Origin of the sequence: Hominimerdicola alba (assembly GCF_900109655.1) — a bacterium.
GTDB classification, from domain to species: domain Bacteria; phylum Bacillota; class Clostridia; order Oscillospirales; family Ruminococcaceae; genus Hominimerdicola; species Hominimerdicola alba_B.
The window spans coordinates 15,454-38,850 of sequence record NZ_FOAT01000008.1; the positions used below are offsets into that span (position 1 = coordinate 15,454).

Here is a 23,397-nt window from a genome sequence, read left to right on the forward strand (position 1 = left end):
TTCTTTCGAAAAACTTATCTTTCCATCTTCCAGACTTCAACGGAATAAGGCTTAAGCTCGCTGCCGCCACCAAAATCGTGGACAGTACCTGTGATAAGTTCCTCAGCCTGACCACATCTCGCATCGAAATGAGCGGTATAAGGCTGGTCATCAGCATTGATGGCTATGAGGATACGCTCGCCCTCAAATTCACGCTCGATGATGCACTGTCTGTTGGTCAGCACAGGAATGTTTATACTGCCGTAGCTTAGGCACTTGTACTCTATGCGGATATGAGCCAGCTTAGCGATAAGGTCGGTGAGCTCATTCCACTCAGGCTTGTCAAAGGATACTCTGAGGGCGGGGTCGCCGTCCTTTTTGTCAGCCTTAGTGCCCCATTCAGAACCATAGTATACGCATGGCATACCTGGCATACCGAAGAGAAGTCCGTAAATAAGGGGCAGATGATTCTCGTTGGAAAGTATGCTTGCCACACGGGTAACATCGTGGTTATCAACGAAAGCCAGCAGATGCTTTCCGCGGTATCTGCACCAACCCTCACTGCCGAACTGGTTCTTCAGCGAGTGGCATATCTCAAACATATTCATGCTGTTGAAGCTTGAATACAGACCCTTGTAGCACTCGTAGTTCGTACAGCTGTGAAGCATCTCATCGTTGACCCAGCGCGCATAGTCACCGTGAAGCAGTTCACCTATCAGCACAAAATCTTCCTTGACCCAGTTTGCGTGCTGACGAAGTCTTTTAAGAAAATCAAAATCAAGGCAGTAAGCAACGTCAAGACGCAGACCGTCGATATCGAATTCCTTCACCCACTGAGTAACACACTCGAGGATATGATCTACAACTGCGGGATTTCTGAGATTCAGCTTAACAAGGTCAAAATGACCCTCCCAGCCCTCATACCACAGACCGTCATTGTAGTTGCTGTTTCCGCCGAAGTTTATATGGAACCAATCTTTGTAAGGCGAATTTTCGCGGTTTTGCAGAACGTCCTGAAAAGCCCAGAAACCTCTGCCCACATGATTGAAAACACCGTCGATAACAACCTTGATGCCAGCCTCATGGAGTTCCTTAACGACATTTGCAAAGTCTTCGTTAGTACCAAGACGGCAGTCTATCTTGCGGTAATCACGGGTGTTGTAGCCATGGGTATCGGAATCGAACACAGGCGAAAAATAGATAGCATTAGCGCCGAGTTTGCTGATGTGAGGTATCCAGTCGATGACCTTTAATATACGGCTTTCCTGAACGCCGTCATTCTCAAAGGGCGCACCGCAGAAACCCAGAGGATAGATCTGATAAAAAACGCTTTCATAAGCCCACATGATTTTTACTCTCCTTTTTTATATGGTTTGTCTTATTTGACTTTATTATTATACCATGTTTTAGTTAAAATTGCTATACTCATTTTACTACAATATTTTCAACATAATTATGCAATTTATACAACAGCTGGTTAATTATTTCCAGTAGCTTAAACGTTTATAACAATTATCAAATATTCATCACAGCAAAAACGCTCCCGCCGAGGCACGGCAGAAGCGTTTTTACAGTTGTAATCAGCTTTCGTTTTTCTGAGCAGCCTCCGTATTTCTCATGCAGCAGGAAGAATCTATTCCTCGTGGGAAAAACTCATTGGTGGGGAAATCTATCTGCTCAAACATCTCGCATGGAGTACCGCTTGTTGAGGTACACTCCCTGCCCGGAACACAGTAATCGTAAACAGGTACCATCAGCGGCACTGCGCGGGCAAGGGATATTATAGCAAACAGTCCGACTGTTATAAGCACGTTTCGCTCCCCTGTTTCGGGGTCCGGGGCGGTAAGTGTTGTATCAAGGCACATGGGTTCAACTAAGCTGACGGATGCGGTGGGAAGTGTACACAGCGACCTGCAGCAAGCGCATCCGCTGGTAGGCGTTTCCTGTGTCGTAACAAGACCCGCATCCGAAACAAATCGCTGGGTGCCGCCGTCACTGCCGTAGAGTATCACCTTTTTGGTGAAAAGCGCAGTGCCGTATATCACCACAGGCGGTGTGTTATCGCCGTCGAAGACCTCTATCTGCGCACGGAAATTGTAGGTAACGTCCACCGAATAAAAGCCCTGATTAAAGGCTACGGGGCTTATGGCAAAATTGATGTCCGTCACATCTATGGACTGTGTTTTGATGTATGCCGCATCGTTCAGCGCTGTCTGGTCTTCATCAGAGAAAGTGAATTCCAGATTCTCCAGACAATCCTGGGCACTGCATGAATCATATATCCGCATAGCATCGATGCAGACGGCTTCCTTGAAGCTTCCGTTGGGTCTGTTGATGGTTTCGCTCATGTGAATACCTCCCGAATAAGATTATGAAGTTTTTTGCTTCTCTACATCATATTCGGGATATGCGGAAAGTGTGCAAAAAAGCGGCAGAAATACTTCCGCCGCCTTGATAGTATTTTTTATCCTTTATATCAGGTATTCTTGTCAACTGTCTTGAACTGCTTGAGATTGCCGATCTTTTCGTTTCTCTCGTCAAGTACCTTCTCAACATCTGCCCAGTCAAGACCCTGATTAACTGCCAGTACCATAACATGGTAAAGCAGATCGTTGATCTCATTCATAAGCTCGGCATTGTCGCCGTTCTTAGCCGCGATGATAGTCTCGGCAGCTTCCTCGCCTACCTTCTTGCAGATCTTGTCAACACCCTGCTGATACAGATAGCAGGTGTAGCTCTTCTCGGGTGCTTCACCCTTGTCGAACTGCTCTTTTCTTGCCTTTAATACCTCAAATATCTCCTGATATACTGTCATTATTTTTCCTCCTCATTTTCATTGTACATTTCCTTAAAGAAGCAGCTGTATGAACCTGTATGGCAGGCTACGCCTGTCTGCTCAACATTCACCAGCAGTGTATCGTCATCGCAGTCACCGTAGATAGATACTACCTTTTGCAGATGACCGCTGGTAGCGCCCTTGTTCCAGTATTCCTGCCTTGATCTGCTCCAGAACCATGTATAGCCTGTTTCCAGAGTCTTTTTTAGGCTCTCCTTGTTCATATATGCCAGCATAAGCACGGTCTTTGTGTTGACTTCATAACATATCGCAGGGATAAGCTCACTTTTGAGAAAGTATTTGTCAAGGTCATTCATGTCTATTTTGATGTAATTATTTTCAGCCATCGTTTCCTCCGTTATCAAGATATTTTTCAGGCACTTTGTACCCGTTGGCGATGAGATCGGCAACATACTGCCTGTCTTTCATACGCTCTTCGCTTTCAGCAAGATATTTCGCATTAGCCTTATCCATAGCTCCGCTTTTTATGCGGAAAAACTGTATCAGGCAGCCCACCAGCGCAAGGGGCAGCATTATCAGGAAAGCTACCTGATAATTGGTGTAGTACCCATAGTTTTGAGTGGTGAATCTGTACCAGAAGTACACCAACACCAGTACAGCACCGCATATTATACTGACTGTCTTGTACAGGTTCGCATCGGTAGTCCTCTGATCAAAGCCCTGCACAGCGGGTTCGCGGTAGCGTCGGTCGAGGTACTTGTCGCCGCACTTTTTGCAGGTACGTATCGGACTTCCGTACATCCACGCGTTGCAGGATTCTCTGTTCATCTTGCCGCAGTGCGGACATTTCATCTCGCTGTATCCCATCGATCTCTCCTCGCTTTCAAAGCTTTGTGATATGCATAGGCACAGCCGAATCGTCAAGATCAAAACCGCACTTCCCGTAAAAGCCTGTTTTGTCCTTGTAGGCGATGATAACTATGCTCAGATAATCCTTGTAATGCTCCTTTATGCGACTGATAAGCTCATGACCTATACCCATGCCTTGACAGCGCGGGTCTACCAGAAGAAAATGCACATACGCCGTCATGATGCCATCGTCCATGGCACAGACCAGACCCACAAGCTCATCATTTTCCCAGGCGCTGAAAACCGTATGGTAGCCGCGCATAGCCTTTACAAGCTTTTCTGGATACTTCCCCGATTCCCATTTCACGGATAAAAACAATCTTTCCAGCTGTTTCGCTGTGAACCTATGGGTATCTTTGTATACTACCATTATACACCCACCTTCATGGGGCTGTCAACTTTTCTGACATTAAAATATTTCAGGAATTCGGCGCTCCACATATCCATCTCTTCGCCAATCTCGTCCTCATTGACCTCGGTCATTATGAACCAGACAGTTTTACAGCCAGTCTTAGCCATCTCGGGCAGAAGAAATGAAAAGCCCCACTCAACATCTTCTTTCTCGTCCTCAAAGCCGTTTCTCGCATCGATTACGAAGTCACAGCCGTATTTTCTGAGAAGTTCCAGCGCCGCCGTGGTAGGCTTGCGGTAATTATCGAACTTGGCTTCCTTTTTCCATTTGATAAGAACTTTGTTCTTCCAGAGACTAACGTCTGCATAGTCGGAAGAAAAACAAAGTCTGCCGTTTTTCAGCATATCTATCCTGTCAGCGATATTTTTCTCGAATTCTTCATCTGTGTATTTCGGGTCGCGGGTGCTTTTCCAGATATCACAGGGGATGTCTCCGCATTCCGAACAATCGGTATGACCATTCTTGGTCACACAGCAGTTGTATATGGCACATTCCGTATCGGGTGGACAGTGGAAAACTTTTCCCTTATTGCTGTGGCAGCCCGTACACATACCTTTTTCAAAGCAGTAACAATCCAAGCAGTCAATACCGCAGACGCTTACGCTTTTGCTCATGATATCACCTTACGATGATGCCCTTGCTGCGGCAGTCTTCCTTGACCTGACCTACTGTCAGCTCATGGAAATGGAAGAGACTTGCTGCAAGTGCCGCAGAACAGTCCGTTTCAAGGAATGCCTCCGCAAAATCGCCCAGCTTTCCCGCACCACCCGATGCGATAACAGGTATCTTCACAGCGTCAACAACAGCTTTCAGCATAGGCAGATCAAAACCGCCGCGCACACCGTCGGTATCTATGGAGTTAAGACATATCTCACCTGCACCAAGCTGTTCGCATTTCTTGACCCAGTCGATCAAGTCCATCTTCATATCGATACGTCCGCCGTTTATGAAAACTGTCCATTTATTCTCCCCGATAGCCTTGGCATCCACACCAACGCAAATGCACTGACTGCCGAAGATATCGGCACCGTCCTTTATCAGCTGAGGATTCTGCACAGCCTGTGAGTTCACGGAGACCTTGTCCGCACCCGCACGCAGAGTTTCACGGATATCATCAACGGTCTTGATACCGCCGCCAACTGTCAGCGGAACGAACACCTTTTTCGCAGTGTTACGTACTACGTCAAGCATCACTCCCCTGCCCTCGTGGGAAGCAGTTATATCATAGAATACTATCTCATCAGCACCCTGCTTGTTGTACTCGCAGGCACACTCAACAGGGTCGCCTACCTCCTTGATGCCCTCAAAATTTACACCCTTGACTACCTTGCCGTCACGCACGTCAAGACATGGTATTATTCTTTTAGCAAGCATATTTTTACCTCCATATCGGTAATATTATGTGTATCGTCACTTTTTCTTCAGCACCACATACGCCGCATAGTGCTTGATATCGAACTCCTGCGGATATCCTGCCAGCATCGCCAGATGTTCTTTTTCCCATTCGGACTTCTGTTCCTCGGTAAGCGAAGACGCTCCGATGCCGCGGCAGGCTCTTATCCTGCCGTTCCAGCTTTCTCTGGTAAAATGCACGTTCAGCAGGAATTCTCCGCTGTCTTCAACATCAAAATATTCAAGATAAGGCTCGGGAACGAACATGGGCTTCATCTTGTCCCCGCCGCCTGTCCATTCGGGGTTGTATTTCAGAACGAGTTCTTCTGTCTTACCTGCTATCTCGTCCTCAAAAGGCAGCCAGTTCATCATCAGAAAAGCAACTTTTCCGCCCTCGTTCAGCAATCCGCTGAACTGCGGAGCTGTCTTTTCATGCTCAAAATACCAGTAGCACTGGCAGGCAGTGAGAACATCGAATCTGTTTTTGATATCCCCAAGCTTTTCAGCAGGGCAGGCAAAATATCTGATATCCATACCGCCGTTTTCGGATAATGCCTTAGCCTGAGCTATCTGCTCTTCTGAGATATCCGTACCTGTCCATTCAGCGCCGTAGGAATACATATTCCTTGGCAGAACACCTGTGCCTGTACCAATATCCAGCACCTTCTGCCCCTTGATGCCGATACCAAGCTCCACCAGCTTTTTATAAAATTCCTCGGGGTAGATATCGCGGTACTTTGCGTAATCCTGCGATGCCTTTCCCCAGTCGAACTTGTTTCCGTTATCTATATTTGTTCTGCTTATCTCCATTGTTCTCACCTCAAAACTGTCGTCGATCTGCAACAAAACTCACCTGAGATTTCGTGCAGAAATATGATTTTTTATTTAACTCAGACATATTTCTGCAAGAGTTGTACAAAAACGTACAACTTTTTCTCAAAAAACCCTGATAGTAGAAAGACCTGTGCGCACGATGGCAGGCTGACCGCGAATGACCGCAGAGGCAGTCTGAGATAAGGTGGTCCAGATCGGCAAACGTGGACGTGTCATACTGTACAGGGGCTGCATCTTGAAAATCGAATACTATATTATATAAATCTTAAACAAGTTCTGCAAAATTTCTGAGGATTTTAAGTCCTGTCTCACCGCTCTTTTCGGGATGGAATTGACAGCCGTAAACAAATCCGTTGTCGCCTACCACTGCGGGAACTTTTGAACCGTATTCGCTGTAAGCATAAAGATTATCCTCACTCTCACAGAAAGCCTTGTAGCTGTGTACGAAATAAACATACTCATCATTTCCGAGGCCCTTGAAAATAGGAACCTCTTTATTATATTCAAGCTTGTTCCAGCCCATGTGAGGTATTACCAGACCCGGGTCAGTTATCTTGTCAACGCGGCCCATAATAAGTCCCAGACCGTCACACTCTTCAAACTCAAAGCTCTTCTCAAAAAGCAGCTGCATACCAAGACATATACCAAGAAAAGGCTTTACCTTAGCCTGCTCCTTTATAGTATCAACCAGACCGCTGTTTTTCAGCATATTCATAGCCCATGGAAAAGCACCCACACCGGGCAGGATTATCTCATCAGCCGCAATAAGGTCTTCCTTTTTATCAGTCAGCTTGCTTTCCACCCCCAGATGGTCAAGCGCGTTTTTAACGGAGAATATATTTCCTGCTCCGTAATCGATTATAGCGATCATCACAACACCCCTTTTGTAGAAAGAACACCCTTGCCTGTTTCTACCATGGCATCTTTTAATGCGTGTGCCACAGCCTTGAACATGGCTTCGATAATATGGTGGTCGTTATTGCCGTATTCTTCTTTTACGTGGAGAGTTATCCCCGCATTGAAAGCGAAAGCGCGGAAAAACTCTTCGGTAAGACAGTTATCATACTGTCCGCAGCGGTCATCGTGGAATTCTGCCTTGAAAACAAGGAAAGGTCTGCCGCTGATATCAAGTGAACAGAAGCTGAGAGCTTCGTCCATAGGCACATAAGCTGTACCGTATCTCGCGATACCGCCCTTATCACCCAGCGCTTCGGCAAAAGCCTTGCCTATGCATATACCCGTATCTTCCACCGAGTGGTGAGCGTCCACATAAAGGTCGCCCTTGCACTTTACTTTAAGGTCAATACCGCTGTGTACGCCAAACGCAGTTAACATATGGTCAAAAAAACCTATGCCCGTATCTATCTCAACTTTTCCGCTGCCGTCCAGGTCTACAAAAACCTCGATGTCGGTCTCGCGGGTCTTTCTTTTTATCTCAGCTTTTCTCATTTTTTTCACCTCAATCAATAGATCTTATCCTTATATTCCAGCGGAAACGAACAGGTCAAACTGCGAAAGCAAATATTTCCGCCTTTTATCTGATCCACTGTGTATTTGCTGAAAAGATCGCACATCAGATTATAATAGGAGGAACAATAATGCATGACCGCCCCGAGAAACTTATCATCAACTTTCCCGCTTGAAAGCATCTCTTCAACAGCTACCTCACAGGAACACCATGCCGTCAGCTGATGCTTTTTTAGATAGATCGTTTCATTATCGTCAATGTTCAGTGTAATGTCGGAGGTATGCTTTATATACGAAAAACAACTCAGTGCCACTATCTCAGGAATAAAATTTATCAGTTCCTGAGTCAGCAGATAGTCATGCGTAAAAGAGTTTATCTTTTTAAAGCCCTCATCCCAACTTTTGTCATCATGTATATTAGCTATAACCGGAATAGCCTGCAAAGCGTATTCTTTGACCTTTTCAGGCTTATATCTAAGCTTTCTGAAGGTCTTATCATCCTGAACGAAAAGAATACACTGCTTTTCCATAAGAATAACGGTCTTGTCTTCGTCCTGCTCCGCATAGTCTTTCAGCTTATCCGAAAGCTCGGGGACGATCAGCCCGTTTACTCTTGCCTCACAGCTGACTTCACTGCCTGTACGACCCACAAAGAGCTTCACCCATGTATACTTTCTGGCACCCAGATAAATCTGAAGTTCATCCTTAACTATATCTAAGGGAGCTTTACTGCGCGACTTGCCGTTTCCCTGACAGGTAACAGGCAGTGAGCATGGGTATTTGTAGATATGTTCTCTGCCGTCGAATCTGTTTTTCATAGTGCTCATATCATCGCACTGAAATGACAGTACGACAGACAGCATCACGGAAACAAACTGATCCGAAGCTCTGTCAAGAGCCTCTTCTTTTGAGGTACCGAGTCCGACAGAGGGTTCATAGATCGGCTCTTCAAAATCCTCATTATCTATCCTGAAAAACAGGGTCGCCGAATACCTGTCGCCAATGTTTTCTGTGCCGCAATGCGAAAGGAATATTTTCAGCTTGTATTCTTCAAAATAAATGCTGTTATCTTTATTATTGATTATACCTTTTTTATTTTTGCCCGCAAGCCTTTCAAACACTCTCATTTCATCAGACTGCGTTGGCTTGAATCTGTCAAAAAGACCCATTATCTCACTTCCGTTCTTTGTCCGCGATATACTGCTTTATCTTGCTATAAATCCGGGTTCGGCAAACTTAACGCCATTATCTAAAACATAGCCCAGATATGTCTTGTAATACTGCGGTACAAGTTCTTCGGTCTCGTCATGGGCATGAAGCAGTATTATATGACTTCCACCGTCAGCCAGTAAAGGTGCGCCTGTTGCGGGAGCAGTGTCATTTATCCTCTTCATTACATCTTCTGAGGTAAAATCGCTTCCCTTGCGGATATTGTACTCGGCAAAATCAAACGTCCAGAAAGTGTCGATATCCTTATCAAGACCCTGTCCTTTCCACCATGGATAAGTTATACTGCGGTCATCGAGCTTATCGAATTTCTTCTCTGTAAGATATTTTTGCAGAGCTTCTTTGTTTGCACCGCCCTTATCACCGTAGGGAAAACGGAAAGGTCTGAACCTGCGCTCTACACCTGCGTCTTTGTACAGCTTGTCCAGTATCTGCTCGCACTTTTCTATCTCAGCGATACACTCTTCAAGTGACAGCTGAGAAAATGCAGGATGAGAATAGCTGTGGTTTCCCACAATCATGCCCTTTTTCAGCGCATAGACAGCGTTATCGTAATTACGCTCTACCATTTCGCCCCAAGCGAACATAACCGCTTTAATCCCGTTATCGCAGAGATAGTCTACGATAGCGGGAGTATTCTTTGAAGCGATATCATCAATAGTAAGGATCGCGGTTATCATTATTCAAACCTTACCTTGATTGCATTTGCGTGTGCGGTCAGACCCTCTTTTTCAGCCACGAGAACGATATCGTCCTTAGCCTGACGAAGTGCTTCCTCAGTGTAGTAAATGAAGCTGGAACGCTTCTCAAAGCTGTTTACACCCAGAGGCGAGAAGAATCTTGCTGTGCCGCTGGTAGGAAGAACGTGGTTGGGGCCTGCATAGTAGTCACCGAGAGGCTCGGAAGCGTACTGACCCAGGAAGATAGAACCTGCGTTATCAAGTCTGCCAACGTATTCCAGAGGATTCTCAAAGAGAACTTCAAGGTGCTCGGGAGCACATCTGTTAGCCATATCAACAGCTTCGTCCTTGGTGTTGCAGATGATAATTGCACCGTAGTTCTCCAGAGAGTACTTTATGATGTCTTTTCTTTCAAGATAGGCCATCTGTCTCTCTACCTCGGCGATGGTTTCATCAGCAAGCTTTTCGCTGGTAGTAACAAGTATTGAAGAAGCAAGCTTGTCGTGCTCAGCCTGTGACATAAGGTCTGCGGCTACGAACTTAGGGTCAGCTGTTTCGTCAGCCATGACCAGTATCTCGCTGGGGCCTGCTACCATGTCGATATCAACTACGCCGTAAAGCAGCTTCTTTGCAGTTGCAACGTAGATGTTTCCGGGGCCTACTATCTTATCCACCTTTGGTATCTCCTCGGTGCCGTAAGCCAGTGCCGCGATAGCCTGTGCACCGCCTGACATGAATACTCTGTCAACGCCGCAGAGACCTGCTGCTACAAGTATATCCTTATTTGGTGTGCCGTCCTTCAGGGGAGGTGTCACCATGATTATTTCCTTAACACCTGCTATCTTTGCGGGGATAGCGTTCATCAGTACAGATGAAGGATAAGCAGCCGTGCCGCCGGGTACGTAAAGACCTACCTTATCAAGACCTCTAACCTTCTGACCAAGGATACAGCCGTCAGCCTTGGTGTTTACAAAGCTGCGGGACTTCTGTCTGTTGTGGAAGTCGGTTATATTCTCGATGGAATTCAGAAGCGCATTTACAAAATCGGGGTCCGCTTCTGTCATAGCATCGTTTATAACATCGCGGGGAACTTCGTAATACTCGGGGAGCTTGCCGTCAAACTTCTCGGTATAAGCCTTGACAGCTGCGTCGCCGCCCTTTCTTACTGTATCTATTATCTCATTTACAACGGCAGATACTTTCTTGTCGGTCTCGCCGCTTCTTTCTTCAAGCTGCTTGAAAAACTCGACTTCGTCCTTGCCGTTTACATATATCTTCTTTATAAGTGACATTTGTATACCCTCCTTAAAATCTGCCATCACAGATTTTTCTCAACCAGAGAAACAAAGTTCTCTATCTCGCTCTGGCGCATCTTCATGCTTACTGTATTAACGATAAGTCTTGCGGATATGGGGCAGATGTTGTCCTCGATTATCTCAAGACCGTTTTCTTTCAGTGTAGTGCCTGTCTCAACGATATCAACGATGCCGTCAGCCAGTTCAAGCAGGGGTGCCAGTTCTACAGAACCCTCTATCTTGATTATATCAACGTCCATGCCCTTGCTTTCAAAATGCTTGCGGGTGATGTTAGGGTACTTGGTAGCCAGAGTCTTCACATTGTATCCACCGTAGAAGCTCTGTCCCTTTTTGGTGGCAAGTGCGAAACGGCATCTGCCAAAGCCAAGGTCTACCAGCTCGTAGAACTTGCCTTCCATCTCCTGTATGGTATCCTTGCCCACAACGCCCATATCGCAGACGCCGTGTTCAACATATGTAATTACGTCATTAGCTTTTGCTAGCACAACTTCAAGGTTGCCGTCAGGCACGGGAAGTATCAGCTTTCTGCCCTTTTCTCTGATGGAAGTGCAGTCATAGCCTATCTTCTCCAGCAGTCCAACAGTATCCTTTTCAAGTCTGCCCTTGGTAAGAGCTATCCTCAAAGGTTTATTCATTTTTCTAACTCCTCTCAAATGCTCTTATATATTGTTTTCGGTGATCTCTTCACCTACGGTGATAACTTTCTTGATGCCCTTGCTCTTTGCATACTCAACTGTCTCTTCGTAAGAATTGAACAGCGAATGTTCAAGCTTGCAGCCCTCACGTACCAGCTTCTGGGCATGAGCCATAGCTTCAACTACATAGCCCTTTTCACCAAAGATAACAGCGTCAACAGGCTTGCTTGCGGGATTTGCTCCGATGCGCTCCAGATGCAGAGCTACGGAATCTACATTCACGCCAAAGCCAACAGCGGGAAGCTCCTTACCGAAAGAACCGATAAGGTTGTCGTATCTTCCACCTTTGAGTACGGACTGTCCAACCTCGGAGAGATAACCCTTGAAGACGATGCCTGTGTAGTAATCGGTATGGCTTACGATACCAAGGTCAACGGATATCTTGCCCTCGTAACCAAGGCTTGAAAGGCGGTTGAACACCTTTCTCAGATTGTAGAGTATACCTGTTATCTTGTCGTTTGCGTAGATATCGCTTGCCTTGTCAAGAACTTCGATACCGCCGAAAAGGCTGGGGAGCTGTTTCAGTGCTCGAGTTATCTCGTTGTCGCCTATCTCGTCCAGCAGGTCATTGAGGGCGGGGAAATTCTTGGAGGATATGAGCATCCTTATCTCCTCGATAACGTCGTCATCAACGTTCAGCTGAGTAACCAGCTCTTTAAAATAGCCGATATGACCTATCTCAAGGCGGAAATTATCCTTATCAAAGCTTGCAAGTGCTTCAACAGCGGTGCAGAGAACTTCAAGGTCGGCACGCTTTACATTGTCGCCTCCGATAAGCTCGATACCAGCCTGAACAACTTCATCGGAACGTCCTTTCAGCAGAGCATTGTTGGAGAATACGCTCTGGTTGTAGTAAAGTCTCAGGGGAGAATCGGAATCTTTAAGTCTTGTAGCCGCAAGTCTTGCTATCGGTATAGTGGAATCGGGGCGCATAACTATAAGTCTGCCCTTGGAATCTGTAAGCTTGTAAAGGCTCTCCTGTCTGAAATTTCTGGTGCTTCCGCTGAAAGCATCATAGAATTCGATGCCGGGAGTAACAACTTCGCTGTAGCCAAAGCCCTCAAAGAGAGCGGCAAGGGTCTTCTCCACCTTGCGCCTTGCAAGGCAGTCTTCAAACAAAAGGTCTCTGGTACCCTCGGGGGTTATAAGATCATATCTTTTCATACTATCTTTCCTTTATAATGATTTTTAATAGTTTCGTCTATAAATGCCATCTGTTCATCGGTATGGAACCAATGCTCGCCGTCTTTCATAACGCTGATTTCTGCGGATATCCTTTCCGCAAAAGCTTTTACAGTATCGTATGAAGTCAGGCTGTCTTTATCGCCGTATATGATATGTGTCGGGATATGCCATTTTATCGTGTGTTCGCGTACATAGCAGAGGTATTCCCACGAAAGTGTCTCGCCGAATTTTGTGGGTATCTCTTTCCTGTCATTAAGTTCCTGCTCGGTGATATTCTCCCAAGCCATCATATCGGTTATGAGCTTTTCCATATCAACTATGGGAGATATGAAAAATGCCTGTGATATCTTTTTATCGTGAAGCGAAGCCATCGAAAGATAAGCGCCAATGCTGTTGGCTATCAGGATAACTTCACCGCAGTCTTTGGTCTGCTTGTCAAAATATTCTGAAAACTCTTTTTCAGCTTCCCACGGTGTATGCGACTTATAATCGAAGCCTGTAACTTCATCGCCTGCAAAAAGAGGCGCATAATGCAAAGCTTCATCGGCGGTGCCGCCTTTGCCGTGGATATAGATTATTTGTCGTTTCATTCCGGTCACTCTTTAGTTCGATTTATTATAGTAAAGTGCTAACATAGTATCATATTATCAACATGATATATTTTAGCATACTGACAAAGATTTGTCAACCGATTTGTGCAAATATGCAAGAAATTAATTTGTAAATTATGTATGAACGCAAATTCCGACTTTTTTTGCGGGGTGATGCGTCCTTAATATATGGCAAGTCTGCCCTATGCATAGCAGAGAGCAGAACTGTAACCTTTAGAAATTGAAAAGCGATATCTGGCTGGACTTGGGAAGATCGCCAAATGCGCCGATGTTTTCAAGTGCTTCGATTACAGTCTTGGAAATACCGCTGTTCATCTGGAATTCCTCTATTGAAATAAAGTCATTCTTCTTAGCCTTTTCGTATATAGCCAGTGCCGCATTGAGACCTACACCGTTTATGGCAACGAATGGCAGTCTTATCTTGCCGTCTTCTATCTGGTAGATATAGGCATGAGATTTGTTGATGTCTATGGGCAGAAATTCGTATCCGCGGGACATCATCTCATTGGTCAGCATAAGCATATCCAGCACGCCGCTGTCCTTGCCGGAACGTTCGTCCTTTGACATATTGCTGAGCCTGTCGATCTTGTCACGCACCATATATATGCCTTTGAGTGTGGTCTCAGCATCAAAGTCCTCGCCGCGGACGGTGAAGTATGTTGCATAGAATGCAAGGGGTTCATGCACCTTGAACCAGCAAAGTCTGATAGCAGCAGTAACATATGCCGCAGCGTGAGCCTTCGGGAACATATACTTGATCTTGAGACAGCTGTCGATGTACCACTCGGGGACATCATGGGCTCTCATGTCCTGCTTCATCTCTTCGGTCAGGAGCTTTGGCGCTTTACCCTTACGGGTGATCTCCATTATCTTGAAGGCAAGCTTCGGTTCAAGATGGTGTTCCAGCAGGTAAACCATAATACTGTCACGTGTACCGATAACGTTGGATATATCGCAGGTGCCGTTTTTGATGAGCTCCTGTGCGTTGCCCAGCCAAACGTCCGTACCGTGAGAAAGACCGGATATCTGCAAAAGGTCGGAGAAGTTCTTAGGCTTGGATTCAAGCAGCATTCCTCTTACGAAAGGCGTACCCATCTCGGGTATACCAAGGGTGCCTGTTTCGCACTTGATATCCTCAGCGGTAACGCCCAGAGAATCAGGGGATGTGAATAGAGAATATACAGCGGGGTCCGACATGGGGCATTCGTTGATATCCATATTGGTAAAATCTTCAAGATACTTATACATGGTAGGAACATCGTGTCCGAGTTCGTCAAGCTTCAGTATGGTATCATGAAGTGAATGGAAGTCGAAGTGGGTGGTGACCATGTCAGAATCCACCTTATCAGCGGGGTGCTGAACAGGTGTGAAGTCATAAACCTCGTAGTCACCGGGGATAACAACCATTCCTCCGGGATGCTGTGAGGTAGTTCGCTTGACATCTACACAGCCGTTTACAAGACGCTGTATCTCGGCATTATTGGCGGTCTTTCCGCGTTCGTCCAGATACTTTTTAACGTAGCCGTAGGCAGTCTTGTCCGCTACGGTACCGATAGTACCCGCCTTGAACACGTGATCCTGACCGAAAAGTTCTTCGGTATACTTATGTACCTTGCCCTGACAGTCGCCCGAGAAGTTAAGGTCGATATCAGGGGCTTTATCGCCGTCGAAACCAAGGAATGTTTCAAAGGGTATCTTATGACCGTCACGGTGCATGGGGATACCGCAGTTGGGGCAGTCCTTTGGTGGCAGGTCGAAGCCTGAGCCGTATTCACCGTTTTCAAAGAACTCGGAATAATGGCACTTGCGGCAGATGTAGTGGGGTTCAAGAGGATTGACCTCGGAAATTCCCGACATGGAAGCAACGAATGAGGAACCAACGGAACCACGGGAACCAACCTGATAGCCGCAGTCGTTGGAATAAGCAACCAGCTTCTGGGATATCATGTACAGCACTGAGAATCCGTGCTTTATGATGGAGTCCAGCTCACGTTTAAGGCGCTTGAAGACCAGCGGATGAACGTGCTCCTCGAAATAGGCAGACACGTCAACGTCCTCGCCCTCGGGGACTTCTATGGACATGGGGTCGCAGTCGCCGTAAAGCTCGCAGGCTTTTCGCCAGCAGATAATCTGGAGCTCATACACAGCACCCTCAATGAAAGGTGTGTATGTGCCGTTTGGGAAAGCCTTCAGGTCGGGGTCTATCATATCAGCCACGTTGTTTGTGTTTGTGACAACGACTTCATAAGCCTTGTCTTCGCCGAGATATGAAAGCTCATCAAGCATCTGTGTCGTAGATTTCAGATACAGGGGTGCCTGATTGTCGCAGTCGGAAAAGCCCATGGAAGCCTGTATTATGGCTCTGAACTTAGCGTCCTCTTTATTGAGAAAATGAACGTCGCCTGTAGCGCATACAGGTATGCCAAGATCTTCGCCAAGGCGGACGATGAAACGATTTATATCCTTAACGTCCTCGACGTTTTTTATCCTGTCATAGGGAGGTTTTTCAGCCGTCAGCATGAACATATTGTTGCCGTCGGGCTGTATCTCCAGATAGTCGTAAAAGCTTGCTATCTGCTTTATGTATTCATAGGGCTTGTTTTCAAGGTAAGCCTGAATGACCTCTCCCCTCTCGCAGGCACTTCCGATTATAAGTCCCTCACGAAGCTTTGTAAGCTCGCTTTTGGGTATACGAGGGCGGCGCTTGAAGTATTTGAGGTTGGAATCGGATATCAGTTTATAAAGATTTTTAAGACCGATATTGTTCCTTACAAGTATTATCTGGTGGAAAACGTCCTTGGTTTCTGTGACGCTGTCCAGTTCGCCCAGAAGACCGTTGAGCATATCAACAGTTATCAGCACAAGAGGATACTGAGCCATCAGCATCTTGCTGAGTTCGATTAATATATGACCCAGTACTTCGGCATCATCACAGCCGCGGTGATGCTGAAAATCGCCGAAGCCGAAATGTTCAGCAACGTAGTTCAGCTTGTGTCTTTCAAGCTGAGGGAGCATCAGCTGTGACATAGGCACTGTATCGATGCTGGAAAACTTGAAATCTATGCCTAGCTTTTCGCAGTTGCTCCTGATAAAGCCTGTATCGAAAGGCGCATTGTGTGCCACTAGGCAGGGTGAATCTCCGCAGAAAGCAATAAAAGCTTCGATAGCTGTTCTTATATCAGCCTGACCTTTCAGCATATCATCGGTGATATTTGTCAGGTTTGAAATAAACTCGGTAAGGGGAATTTCGGGGTCAACAAGCATATCGAACTTATCGACTATCTCCAGATTTCTGATCTTTACCGCGCCTATCTCGATTATCTTGTCATCCTTGGGGTTAGTGCCTGTGGTTTCAAGGTCGAAACAGATTATCTCATCGGTGAGTTCTCGCCTGTCAACACCTGCAAACACCCTTGCATCGTTGTTGACCTCGTAAGCCTCTACACCATAGATTATCTTGAATTCCTGACCGCCCTTGCGTATGTCAAGGCACTTTGTGCCCGCCGCGGGGAATCCCTGAACAACGCCGTGGTCGGTTATGGCAAGAGCTCTGTGACCCCATCCCGCCGCCTTAGCGACAAGCTTTTCGGGCGCTGCAAGAGCGTCCATCATGGACATATTGGTATGGCAGTGGAGCTCGACACGCTTCTGCTCGGCGGTGTCCTTTTCCTTTTCTCTGCCCACCAGCATAATATCATCAGCCATGAAATAGATGTTATGGTCGAAGTCGTCCTCTTCTATCCTGCCGCGGGCGATGATGGTAGAACCCTTTTTCATCTTGCCCAGCATGGCTTCAAGAGTATCTTTTGTAAGCTTTATAAACTTGCCCTTTTTGGACGAGCCTATCATCTTCATCATGCAGGAAGAGGAATAATCGGTAAAATATACCATAGCGATAAGGCTGCCGTTTTTGGTCTCTTTGGTCTCAATCTGGAATATATCGCCCCATACGGTGACAACATCGTTGAAATGCTCCAGTGATGCCGCATCGTTGGGCAGACTTGCCATACTGTGAACACGGCTCTCGGACTGGATAGGACCGCCTTTAAGGACGGTAGCGCCCTCGCCAAGGAGATGAAGACTGGTGAAATCAACATCGATAGTTCTGAACTCGGGAGCTGCATCACCTGAACCGCCGCTGTTGTTCTTGGCGGCAACTGCTTTTTCTTCGTATGCCTTGATATCGGGCATGGGCATGGACTCAAAGAACTCTCTCTGAGCCTGCTCGTACTGCTCCATATCATTAGTCAGCACGCCCTCGAAAGAAATCTCGGCTGAGGTGGAGAAAAGTTCGGTAACAAGCCTTGAAAATACAGTGTAGATACCTGCCTTTTTCATCAGCTCAAGTCCGCCGTGCTTTAAGGTAACGGTGAAGACCTTGCCGTCAAAGGTAGACTCTGCATCGTCAAGAAAGCCGTTCACAAAAGGGAAACGGCTCTTCATGAACTTGCAAAGTTCACCGAAATATTCAGCACTCAGCTTATCGGGTGTAAAGCGGGGACGCAGTGAAAAACCACAGTTCAGGGCATTTCTCATGCGCTGTTCAAACTGTGATGTTGAATCAAAGGTGACAGTATTTTCAAATGATGCCACGCATTCCAGATCATTCATATCTTCGGAAAACACCAGCCTGAGTATCTTGCCCTCGGCTATGTCCTGGGATATGGAATCTGTATATTCATCAAAATATTCACCGATCGTATGTGTAGCCATTTGAAAACCGTCCTATCTTATAACTTCTCTATCTCATCCATCAACGCCTGCAAAGCCTTGTCCTCGGAAACTGTATACAGCTTTTCGCCGTGGGCAAAGATGACAGCCTTGCCGTCACCGCCCGCGATACCTATATCAGCTTCTCCTGCTTCGCCTATGCCGTTGACAACGCAGCCCATAACTGCGACTTTTATATCCTTTTCCACATTTCGTGTAAGCTCTTCCACCTGCTTGGCAAGACCTATAAGGTCGATCCTTGTTCTTCCGCAGGTGGGACATGAAACTATCTGAACTCCGCTTCCTCTGCCGATGGCTTTGAGGATATCCTTAGCGGCATATATCTCCTTTTCGGGGGAATCCGTCAGGGATACCCTGATGGTCTCGCCTATGCCGTCAACTAACAGAGAACCTATGCCGATGGAAGACTTTATGATACCCATGCGCTCAGTACCTGCCTCGGTAACACCGAGATGCAGAGGATAACTGCAAAGTGCGGCAAGCTTTCTGTAAGCTTCGATCATAATATTCACGTTAGAAGATTTCAGCGAGATAACGATATCTCCGAAATCGCACTGTTCAAGTATCTTCACATGACCCATTGCGCTTTCCACAAGAGCATCAGCGCAGGGAGAACCGTATTTCGCAAGAATGTCCTTTTCGAGTGAACCGCCGTTAACGCCTATCCTTATGGGGATATGCTTTTCGGTGCATTTCTTCACGACTGCCCTGACCTTTTCCATATCGCCGATATTGCCGGGATTTATTCGTATCTTGTCGATACCCGCATCAGCCGCCGCAAGGGCGAGCTTATAGTCGAAATGTATATCAGCCACCAGAGGTATGTTTATTTTCTCCTTTATCGCAGGGATAAGGGCTACGGCATCCATGTTTGGTATTGCCGCACGGACTATCTCACAGCCCGCTTTTTCAAGGCTTTCCGCCTGTGCCACAGAGCCTTCGATATCGGTGGAAGGCACATTCAGCATGGATTGTATATAAATATGCTTGCCGTCAAGCGTAAGTCCGCCGACCTTGACGGGATCAACGTTTCTCATATAAAATTCCCCTTTATTCACTTTATCCATTTAGCCAGCAGTTCGTCTACCTGACTTCTGCCGCGGAGTTCTTCAAGCCATTTTGCGGGAATACCCTCATAGCCAAAAACTATACCCGCAAGACCGCCTGTGATACAGGCAGTTGTATCGGTATCATCACCGAGAGCTATTGCCTGTTTTACGGCGTCCTCATAGCTTGATGCTCTTTTCATTATCATAACGGCACTTCTCAGCGAATCCACAACGTATCCGCCGCCGTTGCCGCGCCATATATCGGGTTCATCGGGACATAGCCTGAATTCAAATTCTTCGATAAAATCAGGCTTATCCGAATAAATGCGGCGTAGTTCAGCAACCGCAGAAGAAAGCGCATCATCGAAGCTAAGACCATCAAGAAGATATCCTGCTATAAGCACATACAGCCCACAGCACACAAGGTTCGTGATATTGCCGTGAGTTATAGGGCACTGAGCGTGAGCGTCCTCAACAAGCTCCTCGTTGGTGCCCTCGTGCCACAGCGCAAGTGGGAGAACTCTCATAAGTGCGCCGTTGCCCTTGCCGTCCGGTCGGATAAGACCGCATTTTTCGGGAGCCATACCGCTTCTGTATGCATCAAGTGCCATACTTGTCTGTATGCCAACATCAAACACATTGTTATCAACAGCCCACAGACCATAATCATACCATGCGAGAACTTTATCCGAGAAGTTTTTCAGGTCGAAACGACCTACCTCAACAAGGCTGTGAAGCAGACACAAAGCCTGCGCACCGTCATCAGACCATGTGGCAGGCGGTACACCCATATGGGCTCTTGAAAATCCCGCGGGAGGCTGCATATCTATCATGTCAGTAGGCGGGATATCAGCCGCGGGGTGAAATTCATAAGGCACACCCAGAGCGTCGCCCACAAGCAGACCGTAGATCCCGCCTTTTAGCTTGTTAACATCTTTCATATCATACCAGCTTTGTAATATCACTCACAGTTATTACCACCATCAGCAGAAGCAGTGCCGCAAGACCAATAGTATGCACCAGACCCTCTTTTTCCGGGGGGACAGGCTTTCTGCGGATAGCTTCAACTATCAGGAAGATGAAACGTCCGCCGTCAAGTGCGGGCAGGGGCAAAAGATTGAACACGCCCACATTTATCGTTATGAAAGAGGAAAGATAGAGAATAGTATCTGTCAGGCTCTTCCAGTCGATCTTGCCTGTTTCCTCATCGCGCTCACTCTCGATCACATCGCCGATGGAATCAACGATACCAACAGGACCGCTCATATCTTTCAGGGAAAACTTACCTCTGACAAGATCGGCTATGGAAATATATATCAGCCTTGCATCGGTGGCTGTCTGCTTAAAAGCCTGAGTTACCACAGAACCTGCGGTGACTTTCTGGGGCTTTACCCAGAAATCGTAGTGGATACTCATATTCCCTTCCTCGTCCACAGAGGTGGCAAGCTGGACATCTTTCAGGCTGACACGCTCGCCGTTTCTTTCGACCACCATATCGTATACGCCGTCATCGTCGGTGCTGAATTTGTAGGACATATCGGTGGAGGTGAAGATCCTCATGCCGTTTATAGCGATTATCTTGTCGTCCTCTTTAAGTCCTGTCTTCTGGCTGACAGCGCCTTCTTCAAACTTGGAGATCGTTGTAGTTACGATGGCATCGCTTATACCCGTCTGAACCATCAGCAGTATAAGACCAAGGATCATATTCATGAAAACGCCTGCCACAACGATTATCATACGTCTCCATACCGCTTTCTGGCAGAAAGCTCTGCCGTCGGCACTGTCGGTATTTTCACCTTCCATGGCGCAATATCCGCCTACGGGGAATATCCTAATGGCATAAAGGGTCTCGCCTTTTTTCTTTTTGAAAATAGCCGGTCCCATGCCTATAGCGAATTCATTCACCTTTACACCGTTTGCTTTAGCAGCGATGAAGTGTCCAAATTCATGGATAGTTATAATAAGACTGAAAATTATTACTGCTATGACTATACTCATTAAAATCGCCTTTCTAGTATTCTCTTTGCCACGTATTCCCTTGCAGTCCTGTCAGCTTCAAGGATATCATCCACATTGTTTATCTCTTTATTCTGTGTGTTAGTAAGCACTTCTTCCACAAGCTCGCCTATGCCCAGGAAGCTTATCTTGCCCGACAGGAATGCGGCTACTGCCTGTTCATTAGCACCATTCACCGCCGCAGGAAGTATCCCGCCGGCAGTAACTGCTTTTATGCAGGCGGTAAGGCATTTGAATGTATCGTAATCGGGCTTTGAAAATGTCAGCTTGCCGTAATCCGTCAAGGACAGATGCTTTACGTCACAGTGTACCCTGTTGGGATAAAGCAAAGCGTACTGTATCGGTATTTTCATATCGGGAACACCTAGCTGTGCGATGACGGAATTATCCTCAAACTCAACAGCGGAGTGTATAACGCTCTCACGGTGAACGACGATCTCTATCTGCTCGGGGCTGAGATCGAAAAGCCACATAGCCTCGATAAATTCAAGACCCTTGTTCATGAGGGTAGCGGAATCAATAGTTATTTTGCTGCCCATTGACCAGTTGGGGTGATTCAGCGCCTGTTCAACGGTAACATTGCGGAGGTCATCTACGGTCTTGCCGAAGAAAGGTCCACCCGAGGCAGTAAGTATTATCCCTTTGACACGGTTCATGCTGTTTCCCTGAGTTGCCTGGAAAATCGCCGAATGTTCGCTGTCCACGGGATAGATATTCACGCCCTTCTCCTTTGCGGCGTTTATGACCAGTTTGCCGCCCGCAACTAGAGTTTCCTTGTTTGCAAGAGCGATATCTGTGCCATGCTCTATCGCTGTGAGGGTAGGTACAAGTCCCACCATGCCAACAACTGAATTCAGCATGATATCCACACTGTCAAGTGAAGCAATGGACTTAAGACCCTCCATACCTGTCAGCAGTGTTACTTTCCTGCTGGAAAGACAGCTTTTCAGCTCATCAAGCTTGTTCTCATCAAAAATGCAGGCATACTCCGCACCGAACTTGACCACCTGTTCAGCCAGAAGTTTTGCATTTGAATGTGCTGCCAGAGCTTTTACCTTTATGTTATGCTCCTCACAAACCTCTAATGCCTGTGTGCCTATGGAACCTGTCGAACCTAAAATACTGATAGTTTTCATAAAAAAGACCTCTGTAAAAAACGTTCAAAAGGGGTAAGCCATTCAGACCTGCCCCTTGAGCGTTATGTATTTGTACCTACGATAAGCAGTCCCTGTGATGCAAGATAGCATATGAACGGTACTACTAGCAGAGCGCTGTCGAACCTGTCCATAACACCGCCGTGACCGGGCATTATCTTTCCGTAGTCCTTTATTCCTGTCTGACGCTTTATCATCGAAGCTGTAAGGTCGCCCACCAAACCGATAAGAGCAGCAGCCATTCCTGCACAGAAAACAAAGATATAGCGTACCTTGAAAGCAGGGTTCACCAGATCAAAGATCAGGCTTGTGATAACAAGTATCAGTCCGTTGGTAACAACACCGCCAACAAGACCTTCAAGCGTCTTGTTAGGACTGATCTCAGGCCACGGGTGATGTACTTCTCTGCCGGTCTTGTTGAAGAAAGTTCCGACGAAATACGCGCCGCTGTCAGCCAGCCATGCCGCCGCAAGAGATATTACTATCAGGTAGACCTGTGCCTTTCCCCTTGAATCAGCAGCTACCTGATAAACGAGACTGTTATCCTGTGCCAGCTTTATCAGCGTACCGAAGGAATAGCTCAGCAGTACGGTTATACCTGTCATTCCAAAGAAATCTGTATACTTGAGGGTCTTATGATCCCTAAGATACAGTATGCACATCAGCAGGACAAAAATACCAAGATAGAGCCTGTAGCTGAAAAAATAAAGGGTATTCAGCCTGTACATGAAAAACGGAACTAAAGCATCGATACCTGCAAAAGCCATGCAGGCGATATTCTGAATCTTGTATTTATCATAGCCTACTGCCTTGAATACTTCGTACACAGCCATTACAGAAAGTGCACCGACCGCAAGGTTTATCAAAATCGTTGAATGCAGAGCTACGAGGACGATGGCCGCAACCAGCGCCACCGCAGCAGAGATTATTCGTGTGGACATAT

The 23,397-nt window shown here is 46.7% G+C and carries 23 protein-coding genes; all 23 read right to left on the reverse strand.

Annotation, left to right across the window (positions count from 1 at the left end; genetic code table 11):
- Positions 1-14: 14 nt before the first annotated feature.
- The 23 genes from BMY75_RS09910 to BMY75_RS10020 all read right to left on the reverse strand — a co-directional run bounded on the left by BMY75_RS09910 (position 15) and on the right by BMY75_RS10020 (position 23,395).
- Positions 15-1,325 carry an alpha-amylase family glycosyl hydrolase gene (locus tag BMY75_RS09910; protein ID WP_074833312.1) on the reverse strand — a complete coding sequence of 437 codons (1,311 nt, stop codon included), beginning with the start codon at positions 1,323-1,325 and terminating at the stop codon, positions 15-17.
- A gap of 234 nt (positions 1,326-1,559) precedes the next feature.
- The gene (locus BMY75_RS09915) at positions 1,560-2,327 is read right to left on the reverse strand and encodes a hypothetical protein (RefSeq protein ID WP_074833314.1); all 768 of its coding nucleotides are present in this window, start codon (positions 2,325-2,327) and stop codon (positions 1,560-1,562) included.
- 128 nt (positions 2,328-2,455) lie between these two features.
- Positions 2,456-2,794, reverse strand: a complete 339-nt coding sequence (hisE, locus tag BMY75_RS09920; protein ID WP_013498752.1) for a phosphoribosyl-ATP diphosphatase — start codon at positions 2,792-2,794, stop codon at positions 2,456-2,458.
- Positions 2,794-3,162: a phosphoribosyl-AMP cyclohydrolase gene (hisI, locus tag BMY75_RS09925; RefSeq protein ID WP_074833317.1), complete on the reverse strand. Its 369-nt coding sequence runs from the start codon at positions 3,160-3,162 to the stop codon at positions 2,794-2,796. The genes hisE and hisI overlap by 1 nt, the downstream gene beginning before the upstream one ends.
- On the reverse strand, positions 3,155-3,643 hold the full coding sequence (locus BMY75_RS09930) for a hypothetical protein (RefSeq protein ID WP_074833319.1): 489 nt from the start codon (positions 3,641-3,643) through the stop codon (positions 3,155-3,157). Before BMY75_RS09930 ends, hisI begins: the two co-directional genes overlap by 8 nt.
- Before the next feature lie 16 nt (positions 3,644-3,659).
- Entirely contained in the window at positions 3,660-4,055 is a 396-nt protein-coding gene (locus tag BMY75_RS09935; RefSeq protein ID WP_074833322.1) for a GNAT family N-acetyltransferase, read from the reverse strand.
- Positions 4,055-4,711, reverse strand: coding sequence for a DUF3795 domain-containing protein (locus BMY75_RS18730; RefSeq protein ID WP_347499933.1), 657 nt, complete (start codon positions 4,709-4,711; stop codon positions 4,055-4,057). Before BMY75_RS18730 ends, BMY75_RS09935 begins: the two co-directional genes overlap by 1 nt.
- A 4-nt stretch (positions 4,712-4,715) precedes the next feature.
- A complete protein-coding gene (gene hisF / locus BMY75_RS09945; protein ID WP_074833325.1) occupies positions 4,716-5,471 on the reverse strand; it encodes an imidazole glycerol phosphate synthase subunit HisF in 756 nt (251 codons plus the stop codon).
- A gap of 36 nt (positions 5,472-5,507) precedes the next feature.
- The gene (locus BMY75_RS09950; RefSeq protein ID WP_074833603.1) at positions 5,508-6,299 is read right to left on the reverse strand and encodes a class I SAM-dependent methyltransferase; all 792 of its coding nucleotides are present in this window, start codon (positions 6,297-6,299) and stop codon (positions 5,508-5,510) included.
- 289 nt (positions 6,300-6,588) lie between these two features.
- Positions 6,589-7,194, reverse strand: a complete 606-nt coding sequence (gene hisH, locus BMY75_RS09955; RefSeq protein WP_074833327.1) for an imidazole glycerol phosphate synthase subunit HisH — start codon at positions 7,192-7,194, stop codon at positions 6,589-6,591.
- On the reverse strand, positions 7,194-7,772 hold the full coding sequence (gene hisB, locus BMY75_RS09960; RefSeq protein ID WP_074833605.1) for an imidazoleglycerol-phosphate dehydratase HisB: 579 nt from the start codon (positions 7,770-7,772) through the stop codon (positions 7,194-7,196). The genes hisH and hisB overlap by 1 nt, the downstream gene beginning before the upstream one ends.
- A 14-nt stretch (positions 7,773-7,786) precedes the next feature.
- Positions 7,787-8,959, reverse strand: coding sequence for a DUF6348 family protein (locus BMY75_RS09965; RefSeq protein ID WP_074833330.1), 1,173 nt, complete (start codon positions 8,957-8,959; stop codon positions 7,787-7,789).
- Positions 8,960-8,995: 36 nt separating this feature from the next.
- The gene (locus BMY75_RS09970; RefSeq protein WP_074833332.1) at positions 8,996-9,697 is read right to left on the reverse strand and encodes a polysaccharide deacetylase family protein; all 702 of its coding nucleotides are present in this window, start codon (positions 9,695-9,697) and stop codon (positions 8,996-8,998) included.
- Positions 9,697-10,989 (reverse strand): histidinol dehydrogenase, encoded by a 1,293-nt coding sequence (gene hisD / locus BMY75_RS09975; protein ID WP_074833335.1) that lies wholly within the window; start codon positions 10,987-10,989, stop codon positions 9,697-9,699. The genes BMY75_RS09970 and hisD overlap by 1 nt, the downstream gene beginning before the upstream one ends.
- A 26-nt stretch (positions 10,990-11,015) precedes the next feature.
- Positions 11,016-11,648 carry an ATP phosphoribosyltransferase gene (gene hisG, locus BMY75_RS09980; RefSeq protein ID WP_037290249.1) on the reverse strand — a complete coding sequence of 211 codons (633 nt, stop codon included), beginning with the start codon at positions 11,646-11,648 and terminating at the stop codon, positions 11,016-11,018.
- Positions 11,649-11,672: 24 nt separating this feature from the next.
- The gene (gene hisZ / locus BMY75_RS09985) at positions 11,673-12,872 is read right to left on the reverse strand and encodes an ATP phosphoribosyltransferase regulatory subunit (protein ID WP_074833337.1); all 1,200 of its coding nucleotides are present in this window, start codon (positions 12,870-12,872) and stop codon (positions 11,673-11,675) included.
- Positions 12,869-13,483, reverse strand: a complete 615-nt coding sequence (locus BMY75_RS09990) for an alpha/beta hydrolase (RefSeq protein ID WP_074833339.1) — start codon at positions 13,481-13,483, stop codon at positions 12,869-12,871. The genes hisZ and BMY75_RS09990 overlap by 4 nt, the downstream gene beginning before the upstream one ends.
- A 234-nt stretch (positions 13,484-13,717) precedes the next feature.
- Entirely contained in the window at positions 13,718-18,217 is a 4,500-nt protein-coding gene (locus BMY75_RS09995; RefSeq protein WP_074833342.1) for a PolC-type DNA polymerase III, read from the reverse strand.
- 17 nt (positions 18,218-18,234) lie between these two features.
- Positions 18,235-19,272, reverse strand: a complete 1,038-nt coding sequence (gene ispG, locus BMY75_RS10000; RefSeq protein ID WP_074833344.1) for a flavodoxin-dependent (E)-4-hydroxy-3-methylbut-2-enyl-diphosphate synthase — start codon at positions 19,270-19,272, stop codon at positions 18,235-18,237.
- A 17-nt stretch (positions 19,273-19,289) separates the two neighbouring features.
- Positions 19,290-20,225 (reverse strand): ADP-ribosylglycohydrolase family protein, encoded by a 936-nt coding sequence (locus BMY75_RS10005; RefSeq protein WP_074833346.1) that lies wholly within the window; start codon positions 20,223-20,225, stop codon positions 19,290-19,292.
- A gap of 1 nt (position 20,226) precedes the next feature.
- The gene (locus tag BMY75_RS10010) at positions 20,227-21,282 is read right to left on the reverse strand and encodes a M50 family metallopeptidase (protein ID WP_074833349.1); all 1,056 of its coding nucleotides are present in this window, start codon (positions 21,280-21,282) and stop codon (positions 20,227-20,229) included.
- Positions 21,282-22,436 (reverse strand): 1-deoxy-D-xylulose-5-phosphate reductoisomerase, encoded by a 1,155-nt coding sequence (gene dxr, locus BMY75_RS10015; protein WP_074833352.1) that lies wholly within the window; start codon positions 22,434-22,436, stop codon positions 21,282-21,284. The genes BMY75_RS10010 and dxr overlap by 1 nt, the downstream gene beginning before the upstream one ends.
- A gap of 62 nt (positions 22,437-22,498) precedes the next feature.
- Positions 22,499-23,395 carry a phosphatidate cytidylyltransferase gene (locus BMY75_RS10020; protein ID WP_074833355.1) on the reverse strand — a complete coding sequence of 299 codons (897 nt, stop codon included), beginning with the start codon at positions 23,393-23,395 and terminating at the stop codon, positions 22,499-22,501.
- Between the last annotated feature and the right edge of the window lie 2 nt (positions 23,396-23,397).